26 protein-coding genes are annotated in these 19,235 nt (G+C 68.2%); 17 read left to right on the forward strand and 9 right to left on the reverse strand.

The features are described from left to right. The first annotated feature begins 2 nt into the window (after window positions 1-2). The gene (locus tag AC1Q9M_RS05815; RefSeq protein WP_291112634.1) at window positions 3-719 is read left to right on the forward strand and encodes an RNA polymerase sigma factor FliA; all 717 of its coding nucleotides are present in this window, start codon (window positions 3-5) and stop codon (window positions 717-719) included. 144 nt (window positions 720-863) lie between these two features. Here the strand turns inward: AC1Q9M_RS05815 and AC1Q9M_RS05820 are convergent, their stop codons facing one another. After that, window positions 864-1,436 (reverse strand): putative glycolipid-binding domain-containing protein, encoded by a 573-nt coding sequence (locus tag AC1Q9M_RS05820; RefSeq protein WP_492432864.1) that lies wholly within the window; start codon window positions 1,434-1,436, stop codon window positions 864-866. A gap of 8 nt (window positions 1,437-1,444) precedes the next feature. Next, window positions 1,445-1,945 carry a DUF2059 domain-containing protein gene (locus tag AC1Q9M_RS05825; protein ID WP_382323248.1) on the reverse strand — a complete coding sequence of 167 codons (501 nt, stop codon included), beginning with the start codon at window positions 1,943-1,945 and terminating at the stop codon, window positions 1,445-1,447. Between the two features lie 111 nt (window positions 1,946-2,056). On the opposite strand from AC1Q9M_RS05825, the gene AC1Q9M_RS05830 reads away from it, so the two are divergent. The 3 genes from AC1Q9M_RS05830 to AC1Q9M_RS05840 all read left to right on the forward strand — a co-directional run bounded on the left by AC1Q9M_RS05830 (window position 2,057) and on the right by AC1Q9M_RS05840 (window position 3,425). Then, window positions 2,057-2,428 (forward strand): ankyrin repeat domain-containing protein, encoded by a 372-nt coding sequence (locus tag AC1Q9M_RS05830; protein WP_382161725.1) that lies wholly within the window; start codon window positions 2,057-2,059, stop codon window positions 2,426-2,428. Between the two features lie 61 nt (window positions 2,429-2,489). After that, on the forward strand, window positions 2,490-3,128 hold the full coding sequence (locus AC1Q9M_RS05835; protein ID WP_492432867.1) for a LysE family translocator: 639 nt from the start codon (window positions 2,490-2,492) through the stop codon (window positions 3,126-3,128). 9 nt (window positions 3,129-3,137) lie between these two features. After that, window positions 3,138-3,425 carry a putative quinol monooxygenase gene (locus tag AC1Q9M_RS05840; RefSeq protein WP_492432869.1) on the forward strand — a complete coding sequence of 96 codons (288 nt, stop codon included), beginning with the start codon at window positions 3,138-3,140 and terminating at the stop codon, window positions 3,423-3,425. 16 nt (window positions 3,426-3,441) lie between these two features. Here AC1Q9M_RS05840 and AC1Q9M_RS05845 read toward each other — a convergent pair whose 3' ends face one another. From AC1Q9M_RS05845 to flgA, 7 genes are all read right to left on the reverse strand, one after another. Further along, window positions 3,442-3,837 (reverse strand): VOC family protein, encoded by a 396-nt coding sequence (locus AC1Q9M_RS05845; protein WP_444688483.1) that lies wholly within the window; start codon window positions 3,835-3,837, stop codon window positions 3,442-3,444. Window positions 3,838-3,870: 33 nt separating this feature from the next. Continuing rightward, on the reverse strand, window positions 3,871-4,269 hold the full coding sequence (locus tag AC1Q9M_RS05850) for a hypothetical protein (protein ID WP_492432871.1): 399 nt from the start codon (window positions 4,267-4,269) through the stop codon (window positions 3,871-3,873). 57 nt (window positions 4,270-4,326) lie between these two features. Beyond that, entirely contained in the window at window positions 4,327-4,521 is a 195-nt protein-coding gene (locus tag AC1Q9M_RS05855) for a hypothetical protein (protein WP_382323252.1), read from the reverse strand. 28 nt (window positions 4,522-4,549) lie between these two features. Beyond that, window positions 4,550-4,741: a hypothetical protein gene (locus AC1Q9M_RS05860; RefSeq protein ID WP_444688481.1), complete on the reverse strand. Its 192-nt coding sequence runs from the start codon at window positions 4,739-4,741 to the stop codon at window positions 4,550-4,552. Between the two features lie 178 nt (window positions 4,742-4,919). Beyond that, entirely contained in the window at window positions 4,920-5,300 is a 381-nt protein-coding gene (locus AC1Q9M_RS05865; RefSeq protein ID WP_382161717.1) for a hypothetical protein, read from the reverse strand. Between the two features lie 26 nt (window positions 5,301-5,326). Then, window positions 5,327-5,644 carry a flagellar biosynthesis anti-sigma factor FlgM gene (gene flgM, locus AC1Q9M_RS05870; RefSeq protein WP_382161714.1) on the reverse strand — a complete coding sequence of 106 codons (318 nt, stop codon included), beginning with the start codon at window positions 5,642-5,644 and terminating at the stop codon, window positions 5,327-5,329. A 131-nt stretch (window positions 5,645-5,775) separates the two neighbouring features. Beyond that, window positions 5,776-6,507: a flagellar basal body P-ring formation chaperone FlgA gene (gene flgA / locus AC1Q9M_RS05875; protein ID WP_291112615.1), complete on the reverse strand. Its 732-nt coding sequence runs from the start codon at window positions 6,505-6,507 to the stop codon at window positions 5,776-5,778. Between the two features lie 194 nt (window positions 6,508-6,701). Here flgA and flgB point away from each other — a divergent pair, with 194 nt between their 5' ends. The 13 genes from flgB to queC all read left to right on the forward strand — a co-directional run bounded on the left by flgB (window position 6,702) and on the right by queC (window position 19,152). Further along, the gene (gene flgB, locus AC1Q9M_RS05880; RefSeq protein ID WP_382323255.1) at window positions 6,702-7,115 is read left to right on the forward strand and encodes a flagellar basal body rod protein FlgB; all 414 of its coding nucleotides are present in this window, start codon (window positions 6,702-6,704) and stop codon (window positions 7,113-7,115) included. Between the two features lie 17 nt (window positions 7,116-7,132). Beyond that, window positions 7,133-7,537: a flagellar basal body rod protein FlgC gene (flgC, locus tag AC1Q9M_RS05885; protein WP_291112611.1), complete on the forward strand. Its 405-nt coding sequence runs from the start codon at window positions 7,133-7,135 to the stop codon at window positions 7,535-7,537. Window positions 7,538-7,563: 26 nt separating this feature from the next. After that, complete coding sequence (locus AC1Q9M_RS05890) at window positions 7,564-8,226, forward strand: flagellar hook assembly protein FlgD (RefSeq protein WP_492432875.1); 663 nt, start codon at window positions 7,564-7,566, stop codon at window positions 8,224-8,226. A gap of 50 nt (window positions 8,227-8,276) precedes the next feature. Further along, complete coding sequence (gene flgE / locus AC1Q9M_RS05895; RefSeq protein ID WP_382161698.1) at window positions 8,277-9,491, forward strand: flagellar hook protein FlgE; 1,215 nt, start codon at window positions 8,277-8,279, stop codon at window positions 9,489-9,491. 37 nt (window positions 9,492-9,528) lie between these two features. After that, the gene (flgF, locus tag AC1Q9M_RS05900; protein ID WP_382327390.1) at window positions 9,529-10,266 is read left to right on the forward strand and encodes a flagellar basal-body rod protein FlgF; all 738 of its coding nucleotides are present in this window, start codon (window positions 9,529-9,531) and stop codon (window positions 10,264-10,266) included. 25 nt (window positions 10,267-10,291) lie between these two features. After that, entirely contained in the window at window positions 10,292-11,074 is a 783-nt protein-coding gene (gene flgG, locus AC1Q9M_RS05905) for a flagellar basal-body rod protein FlgG (RefSeq protein WP_382323257.1), read from the forward strand. Window positions 11,075-11,083: 9 nt separating this feature from the next. Further along, complete coding sequence (locus tag AC1Q9M_RS05910; protein WP_382161689.1) at window positions 11,084-11,779, forward strand: flagellar basal body L-ring protein FlgH; 696 nt, start codon at window positions 11,084-11,086, stop codon at window positions 11,777-11,779. Window positions 11,780-11,831: 52 nt separating this feature from the next. Beyond that, a complete protein-coding gene (locus AC1Q9M_RS05915; RefSeq protein WP_382161686.1) occupies window positions 11,832-12,950 on the forward strand; it encodes a flagellar basal body P-ring protein FlgI in 1,119 nt (372 codons plus the stop codon). Continuing rightward, window positions 12,951-13,817 (forward strand): flagellar assembly peptidoglycan hydrolase FlgJ, encoded by an 867-nt coding sequence (flgJ, locus tag AC1Q9M_RS05920; RefSeq protein WP_444688479.1) that lies wholly within the window; start codon window positions 12,951-12,953, stop codon window positions 13,815-13,817. Window positions 13,818-13,830: 13 nt separating this feature from the next. After that, window positions 13,831-15,744, forward strand: a complete 1,914-nt coding sequence (gene flgK, locus AC1Q9M_RS05925) for a flagellar hook-associated protein FlgK (protein WP_382161680.1) — start codon at window positions 13,831-13,833, stop codon at window positions 15,742-15,744. A 161-nt stretch (window positions 15,745-15,905) separates the two neighbouring features. Next, window positions 15,906-17,123, forward strand: a complete 1,218-nt coding sequence (flgL, locus tag AC1Q9M_RS05930; RefSeq protein WP_382327388.1) for a flagellar hook-associated protein FlgL — start codon at window positions 15,906-15,908, stop codon at window positions 17,121-17,123. Window positions 17,124-17,142: 19 nt separating this feature from the next. Further along, window positions 17,143-18,342, forward strand: a complete 1,200-nt coding sequence (locus tag AC1Q9M_RS05935) for an HDOD domain-containing protein (protein ID WP_382161675.1) — start codon at window positions 17,143-17,145, stop codon at window positions 18,340-18,342. A 21-nt stretch (window positions 18,343-18,363) separates the two neighbouring features. Next, complete coding sequence (gene queC / locus AC1Q9M_RS05940) at window positions 18,364-19,152, forward strand: 7-cyano-7-deazaguanine synthase QueC (protein ID WP_492432879.1); 789 nt, start codon at window positions 18,364-18,366, stop codon at window positions 19,150-19,152. The last annotated feature ends 83 nt before the right edge of the window (window positions 19,153-19,235 follow it).

The raw sequence follows: 19,235 nt of genomic DNA on the forward strand, positions 1-19,235 counted from the left end.
AGATGTACACCGCCAAAGGCACCCTCAACCGGGACGACCAGTTGCGCAAATACAGCCCGCTGGTGCGCCGCCTCGCTCACCACATGATCGCCAAGCTGCCGCCCAGCGTGGAGCTCGACGACCTGATCCAGGTCGGCATGATCGGCCTGACCGAAGCCATCGCGCGCTTCGAGCCCACGCAGGGCGTGCAGTTCGAGACCTTCGCCAGCCAGCGCATCCGCGGCGCGATGATCGACGAATTGCGCGAGGGCGACTGGATGTCGCGCGGCTCGCGCAAGAGCCAGAAAGACATCGAGCAGGCCGTGCACCGCCTGCAGCAGAAGCTGCACCGCGTGCCCAAGGAAAGCGAGATCGCCGCCGAGATGGGCATGAGCCTGGCCGACTACCAGCACCTGCTGGCCAAGGTGCGCGGCACCCAGCTCGTGTACCTGGAGGACATCAGCGGCAACAGCGACGACGAAGACGGCTTCCTGGACCGCCACATGGGCGACCACGAGGCCGACCCCTCGGCCGTGCTGCAGGACCACCGCATGCGCACCGCCCTGGTGGCCGCCATCAAGGTGCTGCCCGAGCGCGAACAGCAGATCATGTCGATGTACTACGAGCACGACATGAACCTGAAGGAGATCGCGGCCGTGCTGGGCGTGACCGAGTCGCGCATCTGCCAGCTGCACAGCCAGTCCATCGCGCGGCTGCGCTCCAAGCTGCGGGCGCATTGACGGAAATAGAAACACCCCCCTGCGCCGCTGATGCGGCTTCCCCCCTCCGTGGCGCGCCTTCGGCGCTTCGAGGGGGGACGGCAGCTTGGGCCGGCGGAGCCGGACCCTCGCTGCCTCTGGCCAGTGCCGCGCGCCGGCAATGCCTCAGATGCGCTTGAAGAGGCCCGGGTAGTCGAGCACGATGCCGTCTTCGTCCACCGGCAGATCGACCTGGAATCCACTGCCGTCCAGGCTCTCGAAACGGTAGAGCCGCTCGGCCAGGCGCGTGTAGGCCTGGGGCTTGGCCTGCACCGTGAGTTCGGGGGCGCTTACCCAGGCCATGCGGAACTCGCGGCGCTCGCCCACGGCCATCGGCTCGCGCCGGATTGGAAAACTGTTGGTGAAGGGCGTGGGCCAGATGTCGATGTCCAGGCAGCCCTCCAGCTCGCGCAGCGCGCGGTTGTTGCCATCGTGCCAGTGGCCCTGGCCGTCGGTGCGCAGGCTGAGCGCGCGCGAGGCCTGGGCGGTGTCCACCAGCAGGTCGGCCCGGCGCAACTGCCACGACCGTCCCCAGGCCAGCCGGTAGCTGAGCCGGAACGGGCCGCTGGTTTCATCGAATGCCAGCACCACGGCGCTGGCCTCGGTGTCCGACAGCAGCAGGTGCTCCAGTCCCACGCCCTCGTGGGTCGGGTTCCAGATGGGCTGCCAGCAGAGGGTGCGGGTGTCGGTGTGGGCCATGGGGAAGCCTACTGCGCCAGCCGCGCTTCCTTCATCACCTCCACCATCTCGGCCTGCAGCTTGGGCATGAAGGCCTGCAGCTGTTGCTGCGAGGCCTCCATGGAGCGCTGCATCACCACCGGCATCTTGGCCACGAAGGCCTGGCCGACCGGGCTCTGGTAGAAGGCGATGAGGCCGTCGACCTCGGCCTGCTCGAAGTTCTCGCGGTAGATCTGCACCATCATGGGCTCCAGCTTGGCCCAGGTGATCTCCTCGCGCATCACCTTGGCCAGCCGTGCCGGCGCCAGCTCCATCACGCGCGCCTGCTGGGCCGTCAGCGCCTTGCCTTTCGTGGCGGCCTGCATGCCCTGGCGGATCATCTGCTCCATGTTGGCGTACAGGGTGTCCATCATCTTGTCCGACTGCGTGACCGACAGCAGCGTGGCGATGGAGGCGTCCGAAGGCGGGGCGGCGTGGGCCGACAGGGCCAGGGTGCTGGTGAGCAGGAGGGCGGCAAGGGTTTGTTTCATGGTCATGGCGGCGGCCTGCGGGTAAGGTTCGGGGAAGGTGATCGGACGATTGAAACACAGCGCCCGGGCCCCGCGCGGGTGGCCGCGTGGGCCGTTTGGAAAGGAGGAGGGATGTCCGCTGGAGACTGGAAAGAGCTGTACCAGGCGGCCTGCGAGGGCCGCATCGAGCTGGTGCGCTACCACGTGAGGGAGCGGGTGAACCTCGACCACGCGCACCCCGAGTACCTGTCCACGCCGCTGGTGGCCTGCATCCTGGCCCGGCAGGAGGCGGTGGCCCATCTGCTGCTGGACCACGGTGCCAACCCGCTGCTGCTGTCCGAGTTCGAGGCCCTCACACCGGTGCAGGCGGCGCGCCAGGCCGGGCTGAGCGGGCTGGAGGCGCGGCTGCGCGCCATGGGGGCGCCGGACCCGGCCGCGCGGCAGCCGGCGCGGGGCGGCTGGCTCGCGCCCCTCCTGGGCCGCTGGCTGTGGTGGGCGAGGTGAACACGGGGTTGTTCGGCCTGGCCTAGGATGTGGGGTCCCCACCCCCCACCGAGGTTTTTTCATGGTTCCCCTGAACGACTGGCTGCTCTTTGCCGGCGCGGCCCTGCTGATGGCGCTGACGCCCGGCCCCAACATGGTCTATCTGATCTCGCGCTCGATCTGCCAGGGCCGACGGGCCGGCGTGATCTCGCTGCTCGGCGTGGTGGCCGGCTTTCTGGTGCACATGTTCACCGCCGCGGTGGGCCTCACGGCGCTGTTCATGGCCGTGCCGCTGGCCTACGAGATCCTGAAGTGGGCCGGCGCGGCCTACCTGCTGTACCTGGCCTGGCAGGCGGTCAAGCCGGGCGCGCGCTCGCCCTTCGAGGCGCGCGACCTGCCGCAGGATTCACCGCGCAAGCTGTTCGCCATGGGCTTTCTCACCAACCTGCTCAACCCCAAGATCGCGGTGTTCTACCTCGCGATCTTTCCGCAGTTCGTCTCGCCCGAGCATGGCTCGGTGTTCGTGCAGAGCGTGGTGCTGGGGCTGACGCAGATCGTCTTCAGTTTCAGCGTCAACCTGAGCATCGCCCTGTCGGCGGCGAAGCTGGCGCGCTGGTTCCAGCACAACCGCCGCTGGCTGGCGGTGCAGCGCTACGTGATGGGCGGTGTGCTGGCCGCGCTGGCGGTGCGGCTGGCCGCCGAGCAGCGCCGCGTGGCCTGACGCGCGGCCATGCTCAAGGTCATCGCCCAGGATTTCATCCGGCCTGAGTGCCTGGCCCAGGTCGAGCCGCTGTACCGCGAACTGGTGGAGAAGACCCGGCAGGAGCCGCTGTGTCTGGCCTACGAACTCTGCGTCAACCATAAGGACCCGGGGCATTTCATCTTCATGGAGGCCTGGCCCGACCGGGCCGCGCTGGACGCGCATTGCCAGACCGAGCACTTCCGCCGGCTGGTGCCGCAGATCGACCAATGCCAGCGCCAGGCCGGCACCTTTTTGTTGATGGACGTGGTGGCCTGAAGGCCGTGCCCGGCGCTCAGCCTGCCGCCGGCGCGCGCGCGTAGCTCACGGTCAACATTTCCCACTGGTGGCCATCGGGCTGGTTCCAGTAGACGATGCGCCCGCCGTGGGCCGTGTCCACCTTCGAGTCGACCGGCCCGTGCACCAGGCTGCGGTAGGGGATGCCGGCGGCCTGAAGGCGCGCGAGGATGGCGTCGAACGCGTCCTCGCTCACGCGAAACGCGAAGTGGATGTTGGGCACGGGCCCATCCCACTGATCGAAGTCGAGGGTCAGGCCGTCGTTGACGTAAACCGGCGCGAACGGCCCGATGCCGCTGGCGGACCAGGGCACGCCGAGCAGCTCGGCGAGTTGCCGCGCGGCGGCGATCTTGTCGCGAGACGGCACGAGCAGGTGATCGAGTTGAATGTTCATCGCGATGCCGCCGTGGGCCTGGGCCGTCGGTGTTCAGTAGGAGCGCAGCGCGATGCCCCAGTGGCCGGCGGAGCGGGTCACGATCCAGAGGTTGTGGTACCGGTTGAGCACCTCGCCCGCCGCGGTGCGCCGGGTGTAGTCCACCAGGAAGTGCACCTTGTCGGCGCTTGCCAGCACGGGGGTGATCGACTCGGTTTGTGTGCGCGCCCAGCCCGTGGCGCGCAGGCTGGCGAAAAAGTCGCTCGGGAGCTGGCCCGGCGCGAACCATTCCAGGCGGTGCGAGCCGGAGAGCATGGTGTGCGGGAAGTTCAGCTCGGCATCCATGCCGACCAGGTCTTCGGCGTTGAAGGCGGTGGCGAAACGGTCGATGCAGGCCCAGGCTTCCACCGTGTCTGCGCTGTTCACACTGTCGGGGGTGGGGTTCTCGTTCATGGCTGGAGCGAAAAATGGGTCACTTGTCCATCATGGTGGCGCCCGCGCAAAAAGGCGTCAACCCTGCTGGCAGAGCGCGCCGGGGTGTTCCCAGCCGGAGCCATTGCGGGGCCATTCGACCAGCACGCCTTCTTCGGTCTGGGCGACCACGCGGCCGTCCACGCGGTCCAGACTGCCTTTGTGAAGGCGGTTGACACGGGCGCCGGCAGCGAACTGGGGCGTCTGGAAATAGGATTTGAGCAATTCGATCATGGTGTGGGTCTCGGGATCGGGATGAGGGTCAGAAGGCGCCATGGTGGTGGCCTCGGTGGGCTTGGTCCCAACGGCGTTGCATGTCCTCCAGCTGGTGGAGGCTCTTGGCGGTGCTGAGGTATTCCTCCAGCCCGTCGGAAGCGCCCGCGGCAGCGCGGCGGAAAAAGTGGCCAACGGCACCAGCCAGTCGGGTCCACAAGGAAGTGATGAGGGTGTTCATGGCAATCAATCTAAGGGTTAACCCGTATTTTAGAAGGGCTGCCGCTAAAAAGGTACATCCATCAGATTGGCTAATGAGATATCAGAGGTGATCTCTCAAAGCACCTTCTGGACACGGATGGATTCTGTAGACGCAAAAAAACCGGCAGATGCCGGTTTTTGACGGGAGAAGAAGAGACTCAGGCGGTCAAGAAGCCGCGCCCCGCGCCGCCGAGCGGTGAGGGTTTGACCATGCGGCCATAGGTGGGCTGGCGCTGCAGCGACTGCTGGGGCAGCAGGCTGGCGACCGCGCGTTCGTTCTGGGCGTTGGAGCGCAGCACGGCCTGGCGCAGCTGGGCGAAACGCTGCGCGGCGCTCTGGGTGTCGCGGCGCAGCGCGCTGTCGGGGTCGGCGAAAGCCGGCGTGCGGGGGGCTTGCTGCAGCACCGCCTGCATGGCCGCGCTGGCCTGTTCCACACCGGGCGCGTCGCCGCGCAGCAGGGCGGCTTCGAGCGCATCGAGTTCGGCCTGCAACGAGTCGATCCAGGGTTGGTGGGGCGTCGTCGTTGCGGCTGAGGTCATGGTGCGGTCGGTGGGGGGTGGAGAAATCAGGCCTTGCTGCCGTTGAGCATTTCGGCGGCGTTGGCCAGCATCTTGTCGGCGATGGCTTCGGGGTTCACCTGGAAGGTCCCGTTGGCGATCGCCGCTTTCATGGCTTCGACTTTTTCCGTGTTGAACACCTCGTTGCCGCCCGAGCCCAGGGCCGAGACGGTGGAGGGGGACAGCGTCACGGTCACGCCCTGTGGCTTGGCCGTGGGGGCGCCTGCGGCGGCCAGTTCGGCGACCGCTGCGGGTTTTTCGGCGGCCTTCTGGGGACCACCGGCCACGGAACCTATATAGGAATCGGGTGACGAATCGACTTTCATTTCACGCTCCAAACCCCGTAGTCAGGGTGATGTGTGAGAACTATCGACCTGGGTGGAACGAACTTTAGGCATTTTTGAGGAGCCGGTTCGGGCAATCCGTCACGTTGGCGGGGCCGTCGCGGACGTCCGGCTCAAAGCGCCATCTCAACGGTCTGGTCTTCCTGCACCAGACCGGTGACCACCCGCCCGCCGGGCAGGCGGATGCGGGCGGACTGCCCGACCAGGCCGGCGGTGAGCGCCAGGCCGGTCACGGAAATGCTGAACCCGGTGCCGCTGCTGTTGACCCGCACCTGGTCGCCCGCGGCGAAGGCCTTGGTCGGGCGCACCATGTTCTGGCGGATCGCCAGGCCCGGGGTGAGGGCGAAGGCGGTTTCCTGGCCGATCCACATCTCGGGGCGGGCCAGCACCGTGGCGGGGCTGGCCGCCCAATCCACTTCGGCCAGTTCGGCGTCTTCTTGAGTGAGGGTGGCACCGGCGTCCACCGGGCGCTTGATCACCCAGGCCGGGCCGAAGGCCTTGACCGTGACCGGCACGAAGACGTTCCAGCGCGAAGGGCCCTCGACGCAGCGCAGGCCGATGCGGCTGCGGCCCCACAGGCGCGAGCCGGCCGGCAGGTGGGGCTCGACCCTGGCGCAGGGCGCCAGGCGCAGGCGGGTGTCGAGCGCGCCCATCACGACCTCGGTGCGCAGGGGCAGGGCCTCGTCTTTCGGGATCGCGGCCTCCAGCGCGGGCTGCAGCCACGCGCGCGCGGTCTTCTCCAGTTCGTCGGTCTGGTTGTTCGCGTGGGCCGTGCCCAGGCCCGGCAGCAGCAGGGCCAGGGCCCAGCCGCAGGCGGCGAGCAGGCGGTGCAGGGTGGGGCGCATGGGCGGTCTCCGATGGGTGGTCAGGCCTGCACTGTAGGCCGGCGGCCGCCCGGACAAAGGCGGGAAATGGCTTGCAAAGCGGCGCTTGTTCCGGCCATTGGCGACCCTCAAGATTTCCATAATTCGTCCAACCCCCGGTATCTGGGCCTCCCTCTGGAGACCCGAGCCGGCCCCCAACCTTGCTGGAGTGGACGATGCTTGAACAGATGACCGGCCGGCTGGACTTCCATGCCAACGCCCTGCTGCTGCGCTCGCAGCGCCAGCAGGTGATCGCCAGCAACATCGCCAACGCGGACACGCCCGGCTACGTCGCGCGCGACTTCGATTTCGCCAGCGCGCTCAAGAACGTCTCGGGCATGCAGACCGGCGCCACCGCCGGCGTGACCCAGACCAACGCCCAGCACATGCGCCTGGGCACCACCAGCGCGGGCCCGGCCCGGCCCGACATGGCCTACACGGTGCAGACCCAGCCCAGCCAGGACGGCAACTCGGTCGACCTCGACCGCGAGCGCGCCAACTTCGTGGACAACAGCGTGCGCTACGAGTCCACGCTGCGTTTCATCAATGGTCACGTGAAGACCATGCTCAGCGCCATCACCGGCCAATGAGCTGAAAGGACCCTGTCATGTCGATGTTCTCCATCTTCGGTGTCTCGGGCAGCGCGGTCAGCGCGCAGTCCCAGCGCCTCAACGTGGTGGCCTCCAACCTGGCCAACGCCGACGCGGTGGCCGGCCCGGATGGCCAGACCTACAAGGCGCGCCACATCTTGTTCCAGACCGTGCCCATGGGCGGCGAGGGCAATGCGGGCGTGAAGGTGCAGAACATCGTGGAGAGCGACGCCCCGGGCCGCCGCGTGCACAACCCCACGCACCCCAGCGCCGACGCCGAAGGTTATGTGACGCACGCCAACGTGAACCCGGTCGAGGAGATGGTCAACATGATCTCGGCCTCGCGCTCGTACCAGAACAACGTCGAGGTCATGAACACGGCCAAGTCGCTGTTGCTCAAGACCCTGCAAATGGGGCAATGAGCCCGACTTTTGGAAAGACCTGACCCATGTTCATGACCCCCATCGACATCAGCAAGCTGGGCAACACGCCCGGCAGCACGACCGGCACCTCGGCCCAGAACAGCATGGACCCGAAGGCCTCGCAGGACCGCTTCCTCAAGCTGTTGGTCGCGCAGCTCAACAACCAGGACCCGTTGAACCCGATGGACAACGCGCAGATGACGACCCAGATGGCGCAGATCAACACGGTCAGCGGCATCCAGGAACTCAACGCGACGCTCAACAACATGGCCGCGCAGTTCTCCTCGCAGACCGCGCTGCAGGGCACCTCGCTGATCGGCCGCGAGGCCCTGCTGCCGGGCGACAAGCTCACCTTCAAGGACGGCCAGGCCAAGGCGGCGTTCTCGCTCGACACCAAGGCCTCCGACGTGAAGGTCGACATCATGGGCACCAACGGCGAGGTCATCAAGACCGTCGAGATGGGCGCGCTGGGCAGCGGCCTGCACCGCTTCAACTGGGACGCCGAGGGCGTGGACCCTGCGACGGTCAAGGGCTTCAAGGTGCGCGCGGTCGACGGCAGCGAGCCCGTGGACACCGTGTCGCTGCAGCGCATGACCGTGGACTCGGTGAGCTTCTCCGGCGGCTCCATCTACATGCTGCTGCAGGACGGCAGCACCCGCGCCTACAACGACGTGCTCGCGTTCATGTGAGCGCCTGAGCCTTTCCCCACACACCGCTTTTCCCTCCTAAGGACATCACCATGGCATTCCAGCAAGGACTCTCCGGCCTGAACAGCGCCAGCCGCAACCTCGACGTGATCGGGCACAACATCGCCAACGCCAACACGGTGGGCATGAAGAGCTCGCGCGGCGAGTTCGGCGAGCTCTACGCCAGCTCCGTGAACGCGGCCGGCGGCGTGAACTCCGGCATCGGCGTGGCGCTGACCACCGTGTCGCAGCATTTCACGCAGGGCAACATCACGGTGACGGGCAACGACCTGGACGTGGCCATCAACGGCTCGGGCTTCTTCGAACTCAACATGCCCAATGGCACGGTCGCCTACAGCCGCGCCGGCATGTTCAAGCTCGACAGCAGCGGCAACATCATCACCAACGGCGGCGCCAACCTCATGGGCTACCCGACCGCGCCCGATGGCACGCGCCTGAGCTTCGACACGCAGCCGCTGCGCCTGCCCACCGGCGGCCCGATCCCCGCGCGCCAGACCACCAATATCCTGGCCGAATTCAACCTCGACGCGCGCGCACCGGTGGCCTCCACGCAGACGCCGCCCACGCCGCTTTCCACCTACGGCACGTCCCTGGTCGCCTACGACTCCCAGGGCCTGGAGATCCCGGTGGCGCTGAGCTTCGAGAAAATCGGCAACAACCAGTGGAACGTGTACACCGGCGTCAACGGCGCCGACCCCGCGGCGTCCACGCCCTTCGTCGTGAGCTTCCTGCCGGACGGTTCGCTCGATCCGGCCTCGACGATTCCGCAGCTCACGCTGACCTCGCCCAACGACCCCACGGTGACCTTCAACGTCGATCTCGACTTTGGTGCTGCGACGCAGTTCGGCACCAACTTCGCCGTGAGCGACCTGGACCAGGACGGTTACCGCCCGGGCCAGTTCCTGGGCCTGAAGATCGGCGAGGACGGTCTGGTCAGCGGCCAGTACTCCAACGGTGAAACCCGCGCCGCGGGCCAGATCGCGCTGGTCAACTTCCGCAACACGCAAGGCCTGCAGCCCACCGGCGGCGGCAACTGGACGGCCACCTTCACCTCGGGCGACCCGCTGCACGGCGAGCCCGGCACGGGCAACTTCGGCGCCCTGCGCTCGGGGGCGCTGGAAGACTCCAACGTCGACATCACGGCCGAGCTGGTCAACATGATGACCGCGCAGCGCACCTACCAGGCCAACGCCCAGACCATCAAGACGCAGGACCAGGTGCTGAGCACCCTCCTGAACATGCGCTGATCCAGATCCGCGCCTGAGCTGAACGAAGGAGCCCCGCATGGACCGCATGATCTACACCGCGATGACCGGCGCCAACGCCGCGCAGTACCGGCAGCAGGTGCTGGCCAACAACCTGGCCAACGTGTCCACGCCGGGCTTTCGCGCCGAACTCTCGACCTTCCGCGCGGTGCCGGTGCGCGGCGACGGCGCGAGCACGCGCGTGTTCGCCCTGGAAGCCACGCCCGGCCATTCCGACCTGCCCGGTTCGATCGCCGCCACCGGCCGCAACCTGGACGTGGCCGCGCGCGGCAACGCCTATTTCGCGGTCCAGGGGCTGGACGGCACCGAGGCCTACACCCGCGCGGGCGCGCTCGAAATCAACCAGGACGGCACCTTGGTCAGCGGCCAGGGCCTGCCCATGTTGGGCGATGGTGGGCCGATCGTGGTGCCCGAAGGCGCGCGCGTGGACATCGCCTCCGACGGCACCGTGAGCACGCGCGTGGGCAACCAGCCTTCGCAGACCGTGGGCCGCCTCAAGATGGTGATGCCCGACGCCGACAACCCGCTGCGCCGCAGCGAGGACGGCCTGTTCCGTGGCCCGCAGGGCGACCCGCTGCCCGCGAGCGACGTGGCCCGCCTGCAGGACGGCGCGCTCGAAGGCTCCAACGTCAATCCCATGGAGGCCATGGTCGGCATGATCGCCGTGGCCCGCCAGTTCGAGGTGCAGATGCGCATGCTGCAGAACGGCGAAACCAATGACAAGACCGCCAGCCAGCTGCTGAGCATGAACGGCTAATCACTTTCCCCTTGCGGAGCACACCATGATCAATTCGCTGATGATTTCCAAGACCGGCATGCAGGCGCAGCAGATGCAGCTGGACGTGATCTCGAACAACCTGGCCAACGTCTCCACCAACGGCTTCAAGCGCGCCAACGCGGTGTTCGAAGACCTGATGTACCAGAACCTGCGCCAGGTGGGCGCCAACACGGCCGAGCAGGCCGAGCTGCCCACGGGCCTGCAGGTGGGGCTGGGGGTGCGCACCGTCGCCACCTCGCGCAACTTCTCGCAGGGCAGCCTGCAGCAGTCGGACAACCCGCTGGACATCGCGGTCAACGGCAACGGCTTCTTCCAGGTCGAGATGCCCGACGGCACCACCGCCTACACGCGCGACGGCAGCTTCAAGGCCGACGCGCAGGGCCGCATCGTCACCAACAGCGGCTACCCGCTCACCGCCGGCATCACCGTGCCGGCCGAGGCGCAGAGCATCACCGTCTCGTCCGATGGCGTGGTCACTGTCAAGCTGCCGGGCAACCCCGCGCCGCAGCGGGTGGGCGCCATCGAGCTGGCCAGCTTCATCAACCCGGCCGGCCTGGAGCCCATGGGCCAGAACCTCTACGCCGAGAGCCTGGCGTCGGGCAACCCCATCAACGGCGCACCCAACTCGGCCGGCATGGGCTCGCTGATGCAGGGCTACGTCGAAACCTCCAACGTCAACGTGGTGCAGGAACTGGTGACCATGATCCAGACCCAGCGCGCGTATGAAATGAATTCCAAGGCGATCCAGACATCCGACCAGATGCTGCAGCGCCTGAGCCAGCTGTAAGGACCCGCCATGTTGCGTTTCGCCCTCATCCTGTCGCTCGCCGTGCTCGCCTCCGGTTGCGAAACCCTGCAGCGCACGCCCCAGGTGGACCTGGTGCCGGCCCAGCCGGTGCGCTACGCGCAGCAGGCCCCCATGGCCGCGCCCACTGTCACCGTCGCGCCCAGCGGCAGCCTGTTCCAGGCCGTGAGCTACCGGCCCGCGTTCGAAGACCCGCGCGCGCGCATGCCAGGCGACATTCTCACGGTGCAGATCACCGAGCGCATCAACGCGACGCAGAAGTCCTCGTCGTCGGTGGACCGCACCGCCAACGCATCGGCCGGTGTCTCCGCGCTGCCCTTCATCAGCCCCAGCAGCTCGCTGCTGGGCAAGCTCGACGTGGGCGCGAATTCGTCCAACAAGTTCGCCGGCAACGGCGAGACCGAGAACGCCAACACCTTCACCGGCTCCATCACCACCACGGTGCAAGAGGTGCTGCCCAACGGCCACCTGCTGGTGGTGGGCGAGAAACAGATCGGTGTGAACCAGAACGTGGACGTGCTGCGGTTCTCCGGCACGGTGGACCCGAAACAGATCCGCCCCGGCAACGTGGTCGCCTCCACCCAGGTGGCCAATGTGCGCATCGAGTCGCGCGGGCGCGGCCAGCAGGGCGAAGCGCTCTCAATTGGCTGGTTGGCACGGTTCTTTTTGACCGTTCTCCCGTTCTGATGCCGTTGCATGATGGCTCACCCCTTTGCTGGGGCTCCGTGGGAACCATGACATGACTATCGACCGACTGTTCCGAAACTTGATGCTGTTGTGTGGCGTGCTGCTCTGCCTGCCCGCCGCCGCCCAGGCGATCCGCATCAAGGAGATCGCGGCGGTGCAAGGCGTGCGCAGCAACCAGCTGACCGGCTATGGCCTGGTGGTGGGGCTGGACGGCACCGGTGACCAGACCACGCAGATGCCCTACACCACGCAGAGCCTGAACAACTACCTGCAGCAGCTGGGCCTCTCGTTGCCGCCGGGCACGAACATGCAGTTGAAGAACGTGGCGGCCGTGATGGTCACCGCGCAACTGCCCGCCTTCGCCCAGCCCGGCCAGGCCATCGACGTGACCGTGTCCTCGGTCGGCAACGCCAAGTCGCTGCGCGGCGGCACGCTCATCACCACACCGCTCAAGGGCGCCGACGGCGAGATCTACGCGCTCGCGCAAGGCAACCTGCTGGTCGGCGGCGCGGGCGCCTCGGCCGGCGGCAGCAAGGTGCAGGTCAACCACCTGAGCGCGGGCCGCGTGCCCGGTGGCGCGCAGGTGGAGCGCGCGGTGGCCACACCCTTCGCCCTGGGCGACACCATCGACCTGGGCCTGAACTCCAACGACTTCCAGACCGCCAGCCGCGTGACCGACGCCATCAACAAGGTGATGGGTGCCGGCGTGGCCAGTGCCATGGACGGCCGCGTGGTGCGCCTGCGCGCGCCGGCCGACCCGAGCCAGCGCGTGAGCTTCCTGGCCAAGGTGGAAGACATCCGCCTGGACGCCACCATCCCCATGGCGCGCGTCATCATCAATTCGCGCACCGGCTCCATCGTGATGAACCAGGCCGTCACGCTCGGCGCCTGCGCCGTCTCGCACGGCAACCTCTCGGTGAGCATCAGCTCCACCCCGGTGATCAGCCAGCCCAACCCGCTGTCCGTGGGCGGGCAGACCGTGGTGACCGAGAAGGCCGACATCCAGATCCGCCAGGACAAGGGTTCGCTCGTCAAGATCGACACCGCGCCGCAACTCTCCGACGTGGTGCGCGCCCTGAACTCGCTCGGCGCCACGCCGCAGGACCTGCTCGCCATCCTCCAGGCGATCAAGGCGTCCGGCGCGATGAACGCGGAGCTGGAGGTCATCTAAGTGAACACGCGTCCGCTCACGCCCAGCGGCCTGGCCGCCGACCCGACAGCGCTCAACGCGCTGCGCTATGGCTCGGGCAAGGGCGATGACAAGGCCGCGCTGAAAGAAGCGGCCAAGCAGTTCGAATCGCTCTTCATGCGCGAACTCATCAAGAGCATGCGCGAGGCGACGCAGAAGTCCGGCCTGATGGACGGCGAGGGCAGCAACCTGGGTATGGACCTGCTCGACCAGCAGTTCTCGGTGCAGCTCTCGGGCCTGCCCGGCGGGCTGTCCGAAGCCATCGAGCGCCAGCTCGGCCGCCAGATGACCAACACCGACGCCACCCGGGGTGGCGGCAGCGGCGCCCTCTCCGCCACCGGCGACACCAGCACCGTGGGCCGCGCGAACGCGGGCCCGCGCCAGGCCGGTTTCGTGGAGCAGCACAGCGAGGCCGCGGCCACCGTGGCGCGCGAGTCCGGCATTCCCGCCAGCTTCATGATCGGCCAGGCCGGCCACGAGACCGGCTGGGGCCGCAGCGAGATCAAGCATGCCGACGGCACGCCCTCGCACAACCTGTTCGGCATCAAGGCCACGGACAGCTGGAAGGGCAAGGTCGCCGAGATCACGACCACCGAGTACATCAACGGCGAGCCGCGCAAGGTGACGGCCAAGTTCCGCGCCTACGACTCCTACGCCGATTCGTTCCGCGACTACGCGCGCCTCATCGGCAACAGCCCACGCTACGAAGGCGTGATGGACCAGCTGCATTCCGTGCAAGGCTTTGCCAGCGGCCTGCAGAAGGCCGGCTACGCCACCGACCCCCAGTACGCGGCCAAACTCAGCCGCGCGATCAACTCCACCCTGAGCCTGCAGCGGGCGCAGGGCTGAAAGAGAGCACGCCATGTCCGCCCTCAACATCGGCGCCCGCGCGCTCAATGCCAACCTCGCGGCCCTGCAGGTCATCGGCAACAACATCGCCAACGTCAACACGCCCGGCTATTCGCGCCAGAACGTGATCCAGCAGTCGTCGGGCTACCAGCAGATGGGCAACGGCTACTTCGGCATGGGCGTGGAGATCGCCACCGTCGAACGCTCGCACAACCAGTACCTCACGCGCGAAGCGCAGAAGGCCGGCTCCGTGGCCTCCGCCGATGCGCTGCGCTATGCGCGCCTGCAGCAGCTGGAAAGCGCCTTTCCCACCGGCTCGGCGGGCCTGGGCACGGCGCTCAACGACATGCTCAACGCCTGGACCGACGTCTCATCCTCGCCCGGCAACCTGACCGCGCGCGTGGTCGTGATCGCCAAGGGCGAAGAACTCGCCTCGCGCCTGCGCAACACCGCCAGCCAGATCGACTCGCTGCAGCACACCACCAAGCAGCAGGTCGGTGGCGCGGTCAACATCATCAACGGCCTGGCGCAGGACCTGGCCAAGGTCAACGCGCGCATCACCGAGAGCCAGGGCAACGGCCACACACCCAACGACCTGCTCGACCAGCGCGACAAGATCCTGGGCGACATCAACAAGTACGTGCAGACCACCAGCGTGCCCGCGGCCGACGGCAGCGTGAGCGTGTTCATCGCCGGCAGCCAGCCGCTGGTGCTGGGCACGCGCGCCAACGCGCTGGCCGTGGGGCAGGACAGCACCGACAGCGCGCGCGTGGCGCTCTCGTTCGTGCAGGGCGGCGTGAGCACCCCGATCCCGGACGCCAGCCTGGGTGGCGGCGAACTCGCCGGCCTGATGCGCTTCATGAACGAAGACCTGGTCGACGTGCAGAACCTGCTGGGCCGCATGGCCCTGGCCACGGCCACCACGGTGAACAACCAGCACAAGCTGGGCGTGGACCTGCAGGGCAACCCGGGTCAGAACTTCTTCAACCAGCCCGCTGGGGCCGTGGGCCTGCCCCGGCCGGGGAACAACGGCACCGCCGAAATCAGCGCCAGCGTGGCCGACCCGACCGCGCTCGTCGCCTCCGACTACGAACTGCGTTTCGAGACCGGCGGCATGAGCGTGGTGCGCCTGTCCGACGGCACCTCCACCCCCGTGACGTCCCTGCCCGCCGTGGTCGATGGCCTCACCTTCAACCTCGACAACGGCGCCGGCTCGCCGGGCGACCGCTTCCTGGTGCGCCCCTACGCCGCCGCCGCGCGCGACCTGCAGGTGGCGATCGGCTCGCCCGACAAGCTGGCCGCGGCCAGCCCGGTCATGGTCACGCCCGGCACCGGCAACTCTGGCGGCCTGAGCGTGGAGAGCCTGTACGCCTCGTCGGCCTCGCCCAACCTCACCGACCCGGTCACCATCACCTTCCTGGCCGACGGCAGCTTCACCGCCACCGGCCTGGGCCCGGGCAACCCGCCGCCCGACAACCCCGGCCCGCCGCCGAGCTACAACTTCAAGCCGGGCCAGTCCATCACCCTCAACGGCTGGAGCCTCACCATGCGCGGCAGCCCGGGCGCGGGCGATACCTTCAGCATCGGCGCCGCGCCCGCTGGCGCGATCTCGCAGAACGCGGGCAACGGCGCCGGCATGCTGGGCCTGCGCGACCTGCCCACCTACGGTGGCGTGCCGCTCTCCGATGGCTACGTCAGCCTGTTCTCCGACATCGGCACGCGCGTGCAGGGCGCCAAGTTCGCCGCGGACTTCTCGGCCAACGTCGCCAACACCGCCGAGACCGCGCGCGCCAACGTGGCCGGCGTCAACCTCGACGAAGAAGCCGCGCGCCTGCTGCAGTACCAGCAGGCCTACCAGGCCTCGGCGAAATTCCTCCAGATCGCCCAGAGCACCTTCGACAGCCTGTTGCAGACCGTGGGTCGCTAGATATGAACACCCCCCTGCGCCGCTGCGCGGCTTCCCCCCTCCCTGGCGCGCCTTCGGCGCTTGGAGGGGGGACGGCATCTTGGGCCGGCGGAGCCGGACCCTCGATGCCTCTGGATGGCGCTCGGCTCGATCTCGAGCTTCGGAAAGATTGAGGAAAATTCATGCGAATCTCCACCGCCCACAGCTACGACAACACCATCGCCATCCTGACCCGCCGCCAGGCCGAACTGGCCGCGCAGCAGGAGCGCGTGTCCACCGGCCTGCGCGTGCAGAAGGCCAGCGACGACCCGGTGGCCGCCACGCTGGCCGAAACCGCCGCCAACCGCCTGGCCCGCACCACCGCCGACATGCGCGCGCTGGAAGCCTCGCGCGCCAGCCTGCAACAGGCCGAGAGCGGCCTGAAGGAATCGGGCGACCTGATCCAGCGCGTGCGCGACCTGCTGGTGACCGCCGGCAACGCCACCTTCACCGACGCCGAACGCGAAGACGTGGCCAAACAGCTCGAAGGCCTGCGCGAGCAGCTCATCGCCGTGGCCAACCGCAAGGACAACGCCGGCCGCACCCTCTATGGCGGCCTGGGCGGTTCTTCCACGCCCTTCGTGGACCTTTACGGCCCCAGCGGCAGCGGCGTGCAGTTCGACGGCCAGCGCGGCCAGGCCGCCGCCGGCAACAGCTCGCTGCCGCAGGCGCTCGACGGCGACGCCATCTGGATGCGCGTGCCCCAGGGCAATGGCACCTTCACGCTCGGCGTGCCCACCAGCAACGCCGGCAACGTGAGCACCACCATGGGCAACGTCACCAACGCCGCCGCGCTCACCGGCGACGACTACGACATCACCTTCGCCGAGGTCGGCGGCGTGATGCAGTACACCGTGACCAACGCCACCACCGGCACGCCGGTGCCCGGCCATGTCGGCCAGCCCTACGTGGCCAACAAGACCATCGAATTCGACGGCATGTCGCTGGAGCTGCGCGGCAAACCCGCCGCCGGCGACCGCGTGGAACTGCGGCCCGTGACCACCACCACCGACATCTTCTCGGTCGTGCAGAACGCCGTGGACGCGCTGCGCTACAACGGCCCCAACGAAAGCGCGTACCACGCCCAGGCCATGGCGCGCGCCATGACCGAGGTGGACGCCGGGCACGACCGCGTGCTCGCCGCCCGAGGCCGGGCCGGTGAATGGCTCAACCGCGCCGACTCGCTCAACTCCCAGATGGAAGACGGCTCGATTGCCCTCAAGACCGAGAACGCCCGCCTGGTCGAACTTGACCCGATCAAGGGCCTGTCCGACCTGCAGACCCAGCAGCTCGGCCTGGAGGCCGCCATCAAGACCTACGCACAGGTGCAGCGCCTGTCGCTCTTCCAGGTGATCAATTGACCTGCGTTCCCCTCTTCTCATGATCATCAGCCACACCGTGTTGGACAGCATCGCACTGGGCTACGAGCCCGTGTGGAACCGCGCGCGCGAACTCGCCGCCGTGCGCATGGGCGTGCGCGCCGTGCACCCCGAATCCGTCGACGCGGCCCACCTCATGCAGGCCCTGGGCGACGACTGGCCCGCCAGCGCGCCGGTGCTCATCCTCAGCGTGGACAGCCCTCGGCTGCTGCAGCAGGCGCTGGCCTGCGCGCCCGTGCAGAACACCTGGCTCGAAGTGCCCGCCGCCCTGTTCGAACAGCCCGAGACCCTGGCCCGCCTCACGGCCGGGGCCCGGCGCGGGCACCGGCTGCTGCGCCGCACCGACCTGGCCGCCGTGCGCGGCGAGGGCCTGGCCCCGGCCGATGCGCGCAACCTGCTCAAACTCGGCGCCGAATCCGTGCCGGCCGGTCTGATCGGCCAACTGGTCGAAGGCGTCACCACGCAAACCCTGGCGCGCCAGTGCCTGGACGACGCCGGCGCCTGGGGCGTGCTCGGCTGGCCCGACAGCGACGTGCTGCACGCGCACCGCCACCAGCCGCTGAACTACGACGGTGCCGTGGTCAAGCAGATCCTCATGGCCATCGGCGACGAAGACTGCTCCATCGAACACCTGGAGCGCCTGGTGCGGCAAGACCCGGTGCTGGTCTACCGCATCCTGCTGATGGTCAACTCCGCCGCCTTCGGCGGGCGCCACGAAATCGGCTCGCTGCGCCACGCCTTGATGATGCTGGGCTTTCGCGAGCTGGGCCGCTGGCTGGCCGAGCAACTGCCCAGCAGCGAAGCCGACCGCGACCTGCACCCCGTGCGCTACGCCATGGTGATGCGCTCGCGTCTGGCCCAGCACCTGCTGGCCACCGGCTCCGAAGACAACCTGCGCGGCGAGGTCTACACCACCGCCTTGCTCTCGCAACTCGACCGCCTGCTGCACCAGCCGCTGGGCGAACTGCTCAACCGACTGCCCCTGTCGGGCCGGGTGTTCGACGCCGTGCTGCGCCACGACGGCCCCTACCACCCGCTGCTCGACGTGGCGCGCGCCCTGGGCGAACCCGCCCAGCTGCACCGCCTGCCGGCGGTGTGCCAGCGCCACGACATCAGCCTGGAGCACGCCAACCGCGCGCTCATCCGCATGCTGGCCACCAGCCGCGACCACGCCAGCCCCCGGTCAGAACGCCTGACCTAGAGCGCAAGGCCCGGGTCTTGCATGGCGTTGTCGCAAGCTACGATGACGCCCATGACCACCGCCCCCGCCTCCACCCCCCACCACACCAGCGCGCTCGTGCTGTTCTCCGGTGGACAAGACTCCACCACCTGCCTGGCGCACGCGCTCTCGCGCTACCCGCGCGTGGAAACCATCGGTTTCGATTACGGCCAGCGCCACAGCGTGGAAATGACCGCGCGCCTCAACGTGCTGCGCGAACTGCGCCAGCGTTTCCCCGCGTGGTCGCTGCGGCTCGGTGAAGACCATGTGCTCGACCTCGGCGTGCTCGGCAAGGTCAGCGAAACCTCGCTCACGCGCGACATGGCCTTCCGCATGGAAGAGAACGGCCTGCCCAACACCTTCGTGCCCGGGCGCAACCTGCTGTTCCTCACGCTGGCCGCCGCCCTGGCCTACCGGCGTGGCATCCAGGTCATCGTCACCGGCGTGTGCGAAACCGACTTCTCGGGTTACCCCGACTGCCGCGACGACACCATGAAGGCGCTGCAGGTCGCGCTCTCGCTCGGCATGGACCACCGCTTCCTGATCGACACCCCGCTGATGTGGATCGACAAGGCCGCCACCTGGCGCTTGGCCCACGAGCTGGGCGAAAACGCGCTGCTGGTGGGCGGCGGCAACGCCCTGGTGGACCTGATCGTCGAACACACCCACACCTGCTACCTCGGCGACCGCGAACACCGCCAGCCCTGGGGGTACGGGTGTGGCGGGTGCCCGGCGTGTGAGTTGCGCGCGAAGGGGTGGGCCGGGTATGTGGGACACGAAGTGGGCGCCTAGCCGCCGCTAGTGCAACTTCGGGCGAGACGGGGAGAGCGCATTCCCCAAATAGACAAATTGGAACTTTTGAACTAAAAAACCGG

The sequence above is a fragment of the Hydrogenophaga sp. GW823-FHT04C09 genome, from assembly GCF_058796355.1.

Coding starts and splice junctions, on each gene's coding strand:
- AC1Q9M_RS05840 (WP_492432869.1), top strand. CDS start 3,138: ATGCTCAAGGTCATCGCCCAGGATTTCATCCGGCCTGAGTGCCTGGCC.
- flgB (WP_382323255.1), top strand. CDS start 6,702: ATGCTTGAACAGATGACCGGCCGGCTGGACTTCCATGCCAACGCCCTG.
- AC1Q9M_RS05845 (WP_444688483.1), bottom strand. CDS start 3,837: ATGAACATTCAACTCGATCACCTGCTCGTGCCGTCTCGCGACAAGATC.
- flgM (WP_382161714.1), bottom strand. CDS start 5,644: ATGAAAGTCGATTCGTCACCCGATTCCTATATAGGTTCCGTGGCCGGT.
- AC1Q9M_RS05830 (WP_382161725.1), top strand. CDS start 2,057: ATGTCCGCTGGAGACTGGAAAGAGCTGTACCAGGCGGCCTGCGAGGGC.
- AC1Q9M_RS05835 (WP_492432867.1), top strand. CDS start 2,490: ATGGTTCCCCTGAACGACTGGCTGCTCTTTGCCGGCGCGGCCCTGCTG.
- AC1Q9M_RS05910 (WP_382161689.1), top strand. CDS start 11,084: ATGTTGCGTTTCGCCCTCATCCTGTCGCTCGCCGTGCTCGCCTCCGGT.
- AC1Q9M_RS05850 (WP_492432871.1), bottom strand. CDS start 4,269: ATGAACGAGAACCCCACCCCCGACAGTGTGAACAGCGCAGACACGGTG.
- AC1Q9M_RS05865 (WP_382161717.1), bottom strand. CDS start 5,300: ATGACCTCAGCCGCAACGACGACGCCCCACCAACCCTGGATCGACTCG.
- flgF (WP_382327390.1), top strand. CDS start 9,529: ATGGACCGCATGATCTACACCGCGATGACCGGCGCCAACGCCGCGCAG.
- flgE (WP_382161698.1), top strand. CDS start 8,277: ATGGCATTCCAGCAAGGACTCTCCGGCCTGAACAGCGCCAGCCGCAAC.
- flgC (WP_291112611.1), top strand. CDS start 7,133: ATGTCGATGTTCTCCATCTTCGGTGTCTCGGGCAGCGCGGTCAGCGCG.
- AC1Q9M_RS05815 (WP_291112634.1), top strand. CDS start 3: ATGTACACCGCCAAAGGCACCCTCAACCGGGACGACCAGTTGCGCAAA.
- AC1Q9M_RS05935 (WP_382161675.1), top strand. CDS start 17,143: ATGATCATCAGCCACACCGTGTTGGACAGCATCGCACTGGGCTACGAG.
- AC1Q9M_RS05860 (WP_444688481.1), bottom strand. CDS start 4,741: ATGAACACCCTCATCACTTCCTTGTGGACCCGACTGGCTGGTGCCGTT.
- AC1Q9M_RS05820 (WP_492432864.1), bottom strand. CDS start 1,436: ATGGCCCACACCGACACCCGCACCCTCTGCTGGCAGCCCATCTGGAAC.
- flgA (WP_291112615.1), bottom strand. CDS start 6,507: ATGCGCCCCACCCTGCACCGCCTGCTCGCCGCCTGCGGCTGGGCCCTG.
- flgG (WP_382323257.1), top strand. CDS start 10,292: ATGATCAATTCGCTGATGATTTCCAAGACCGGCATGCAGGCGCAGCAG.
- AC1Q9M_RS05825 (WP_382323248.1), bottom strand. CDS start 1,945: ATGAAACAAACCCTTGCCGCCCTCCTGCTCACCAGCACCCTGGCCCTG.
- queC (WP_492432879.1), top strand. CDS start 18,364: ATGGCGTTGTCGCAAGCTACGATGACGCCCATGACCACCGCCCCCGCC.
- flgK (WP_382161680.1), top strand. CDS start 13,831: ATGTCCGCCCTCAACATCGGCGCCCGCGCGCTCAATGCCAACCTCGCG.
- AC1Q9M_RS05890 (WP_492432875.1), top strand. CDS start 7,564: ATGTTCATGACCCCCATCGACATCAGCAAGCTGGGCAACACGCCCGGC.
- AC1Q9M_RS05915 (WP_382161686.1), top strand. CDS start 11,832: ATGACTATCGACCGACTGTTCCGAAACTTGATGCTGTTGTGTGGCGTG.
- AC1Q9M_RS05855 (WP_382323252.1), bottom strand. CDS start 4,521: ATGATCGAATTGCTCAAATCCTATTTCCAGACGCCCCAGTTCGCTGCC.
- flgL (WP_382327388.1), top strand. CDS start 15,906: ATGCGAATCTCCACCGCCCACAGCTACGACAACACCATCGCCATCCTG.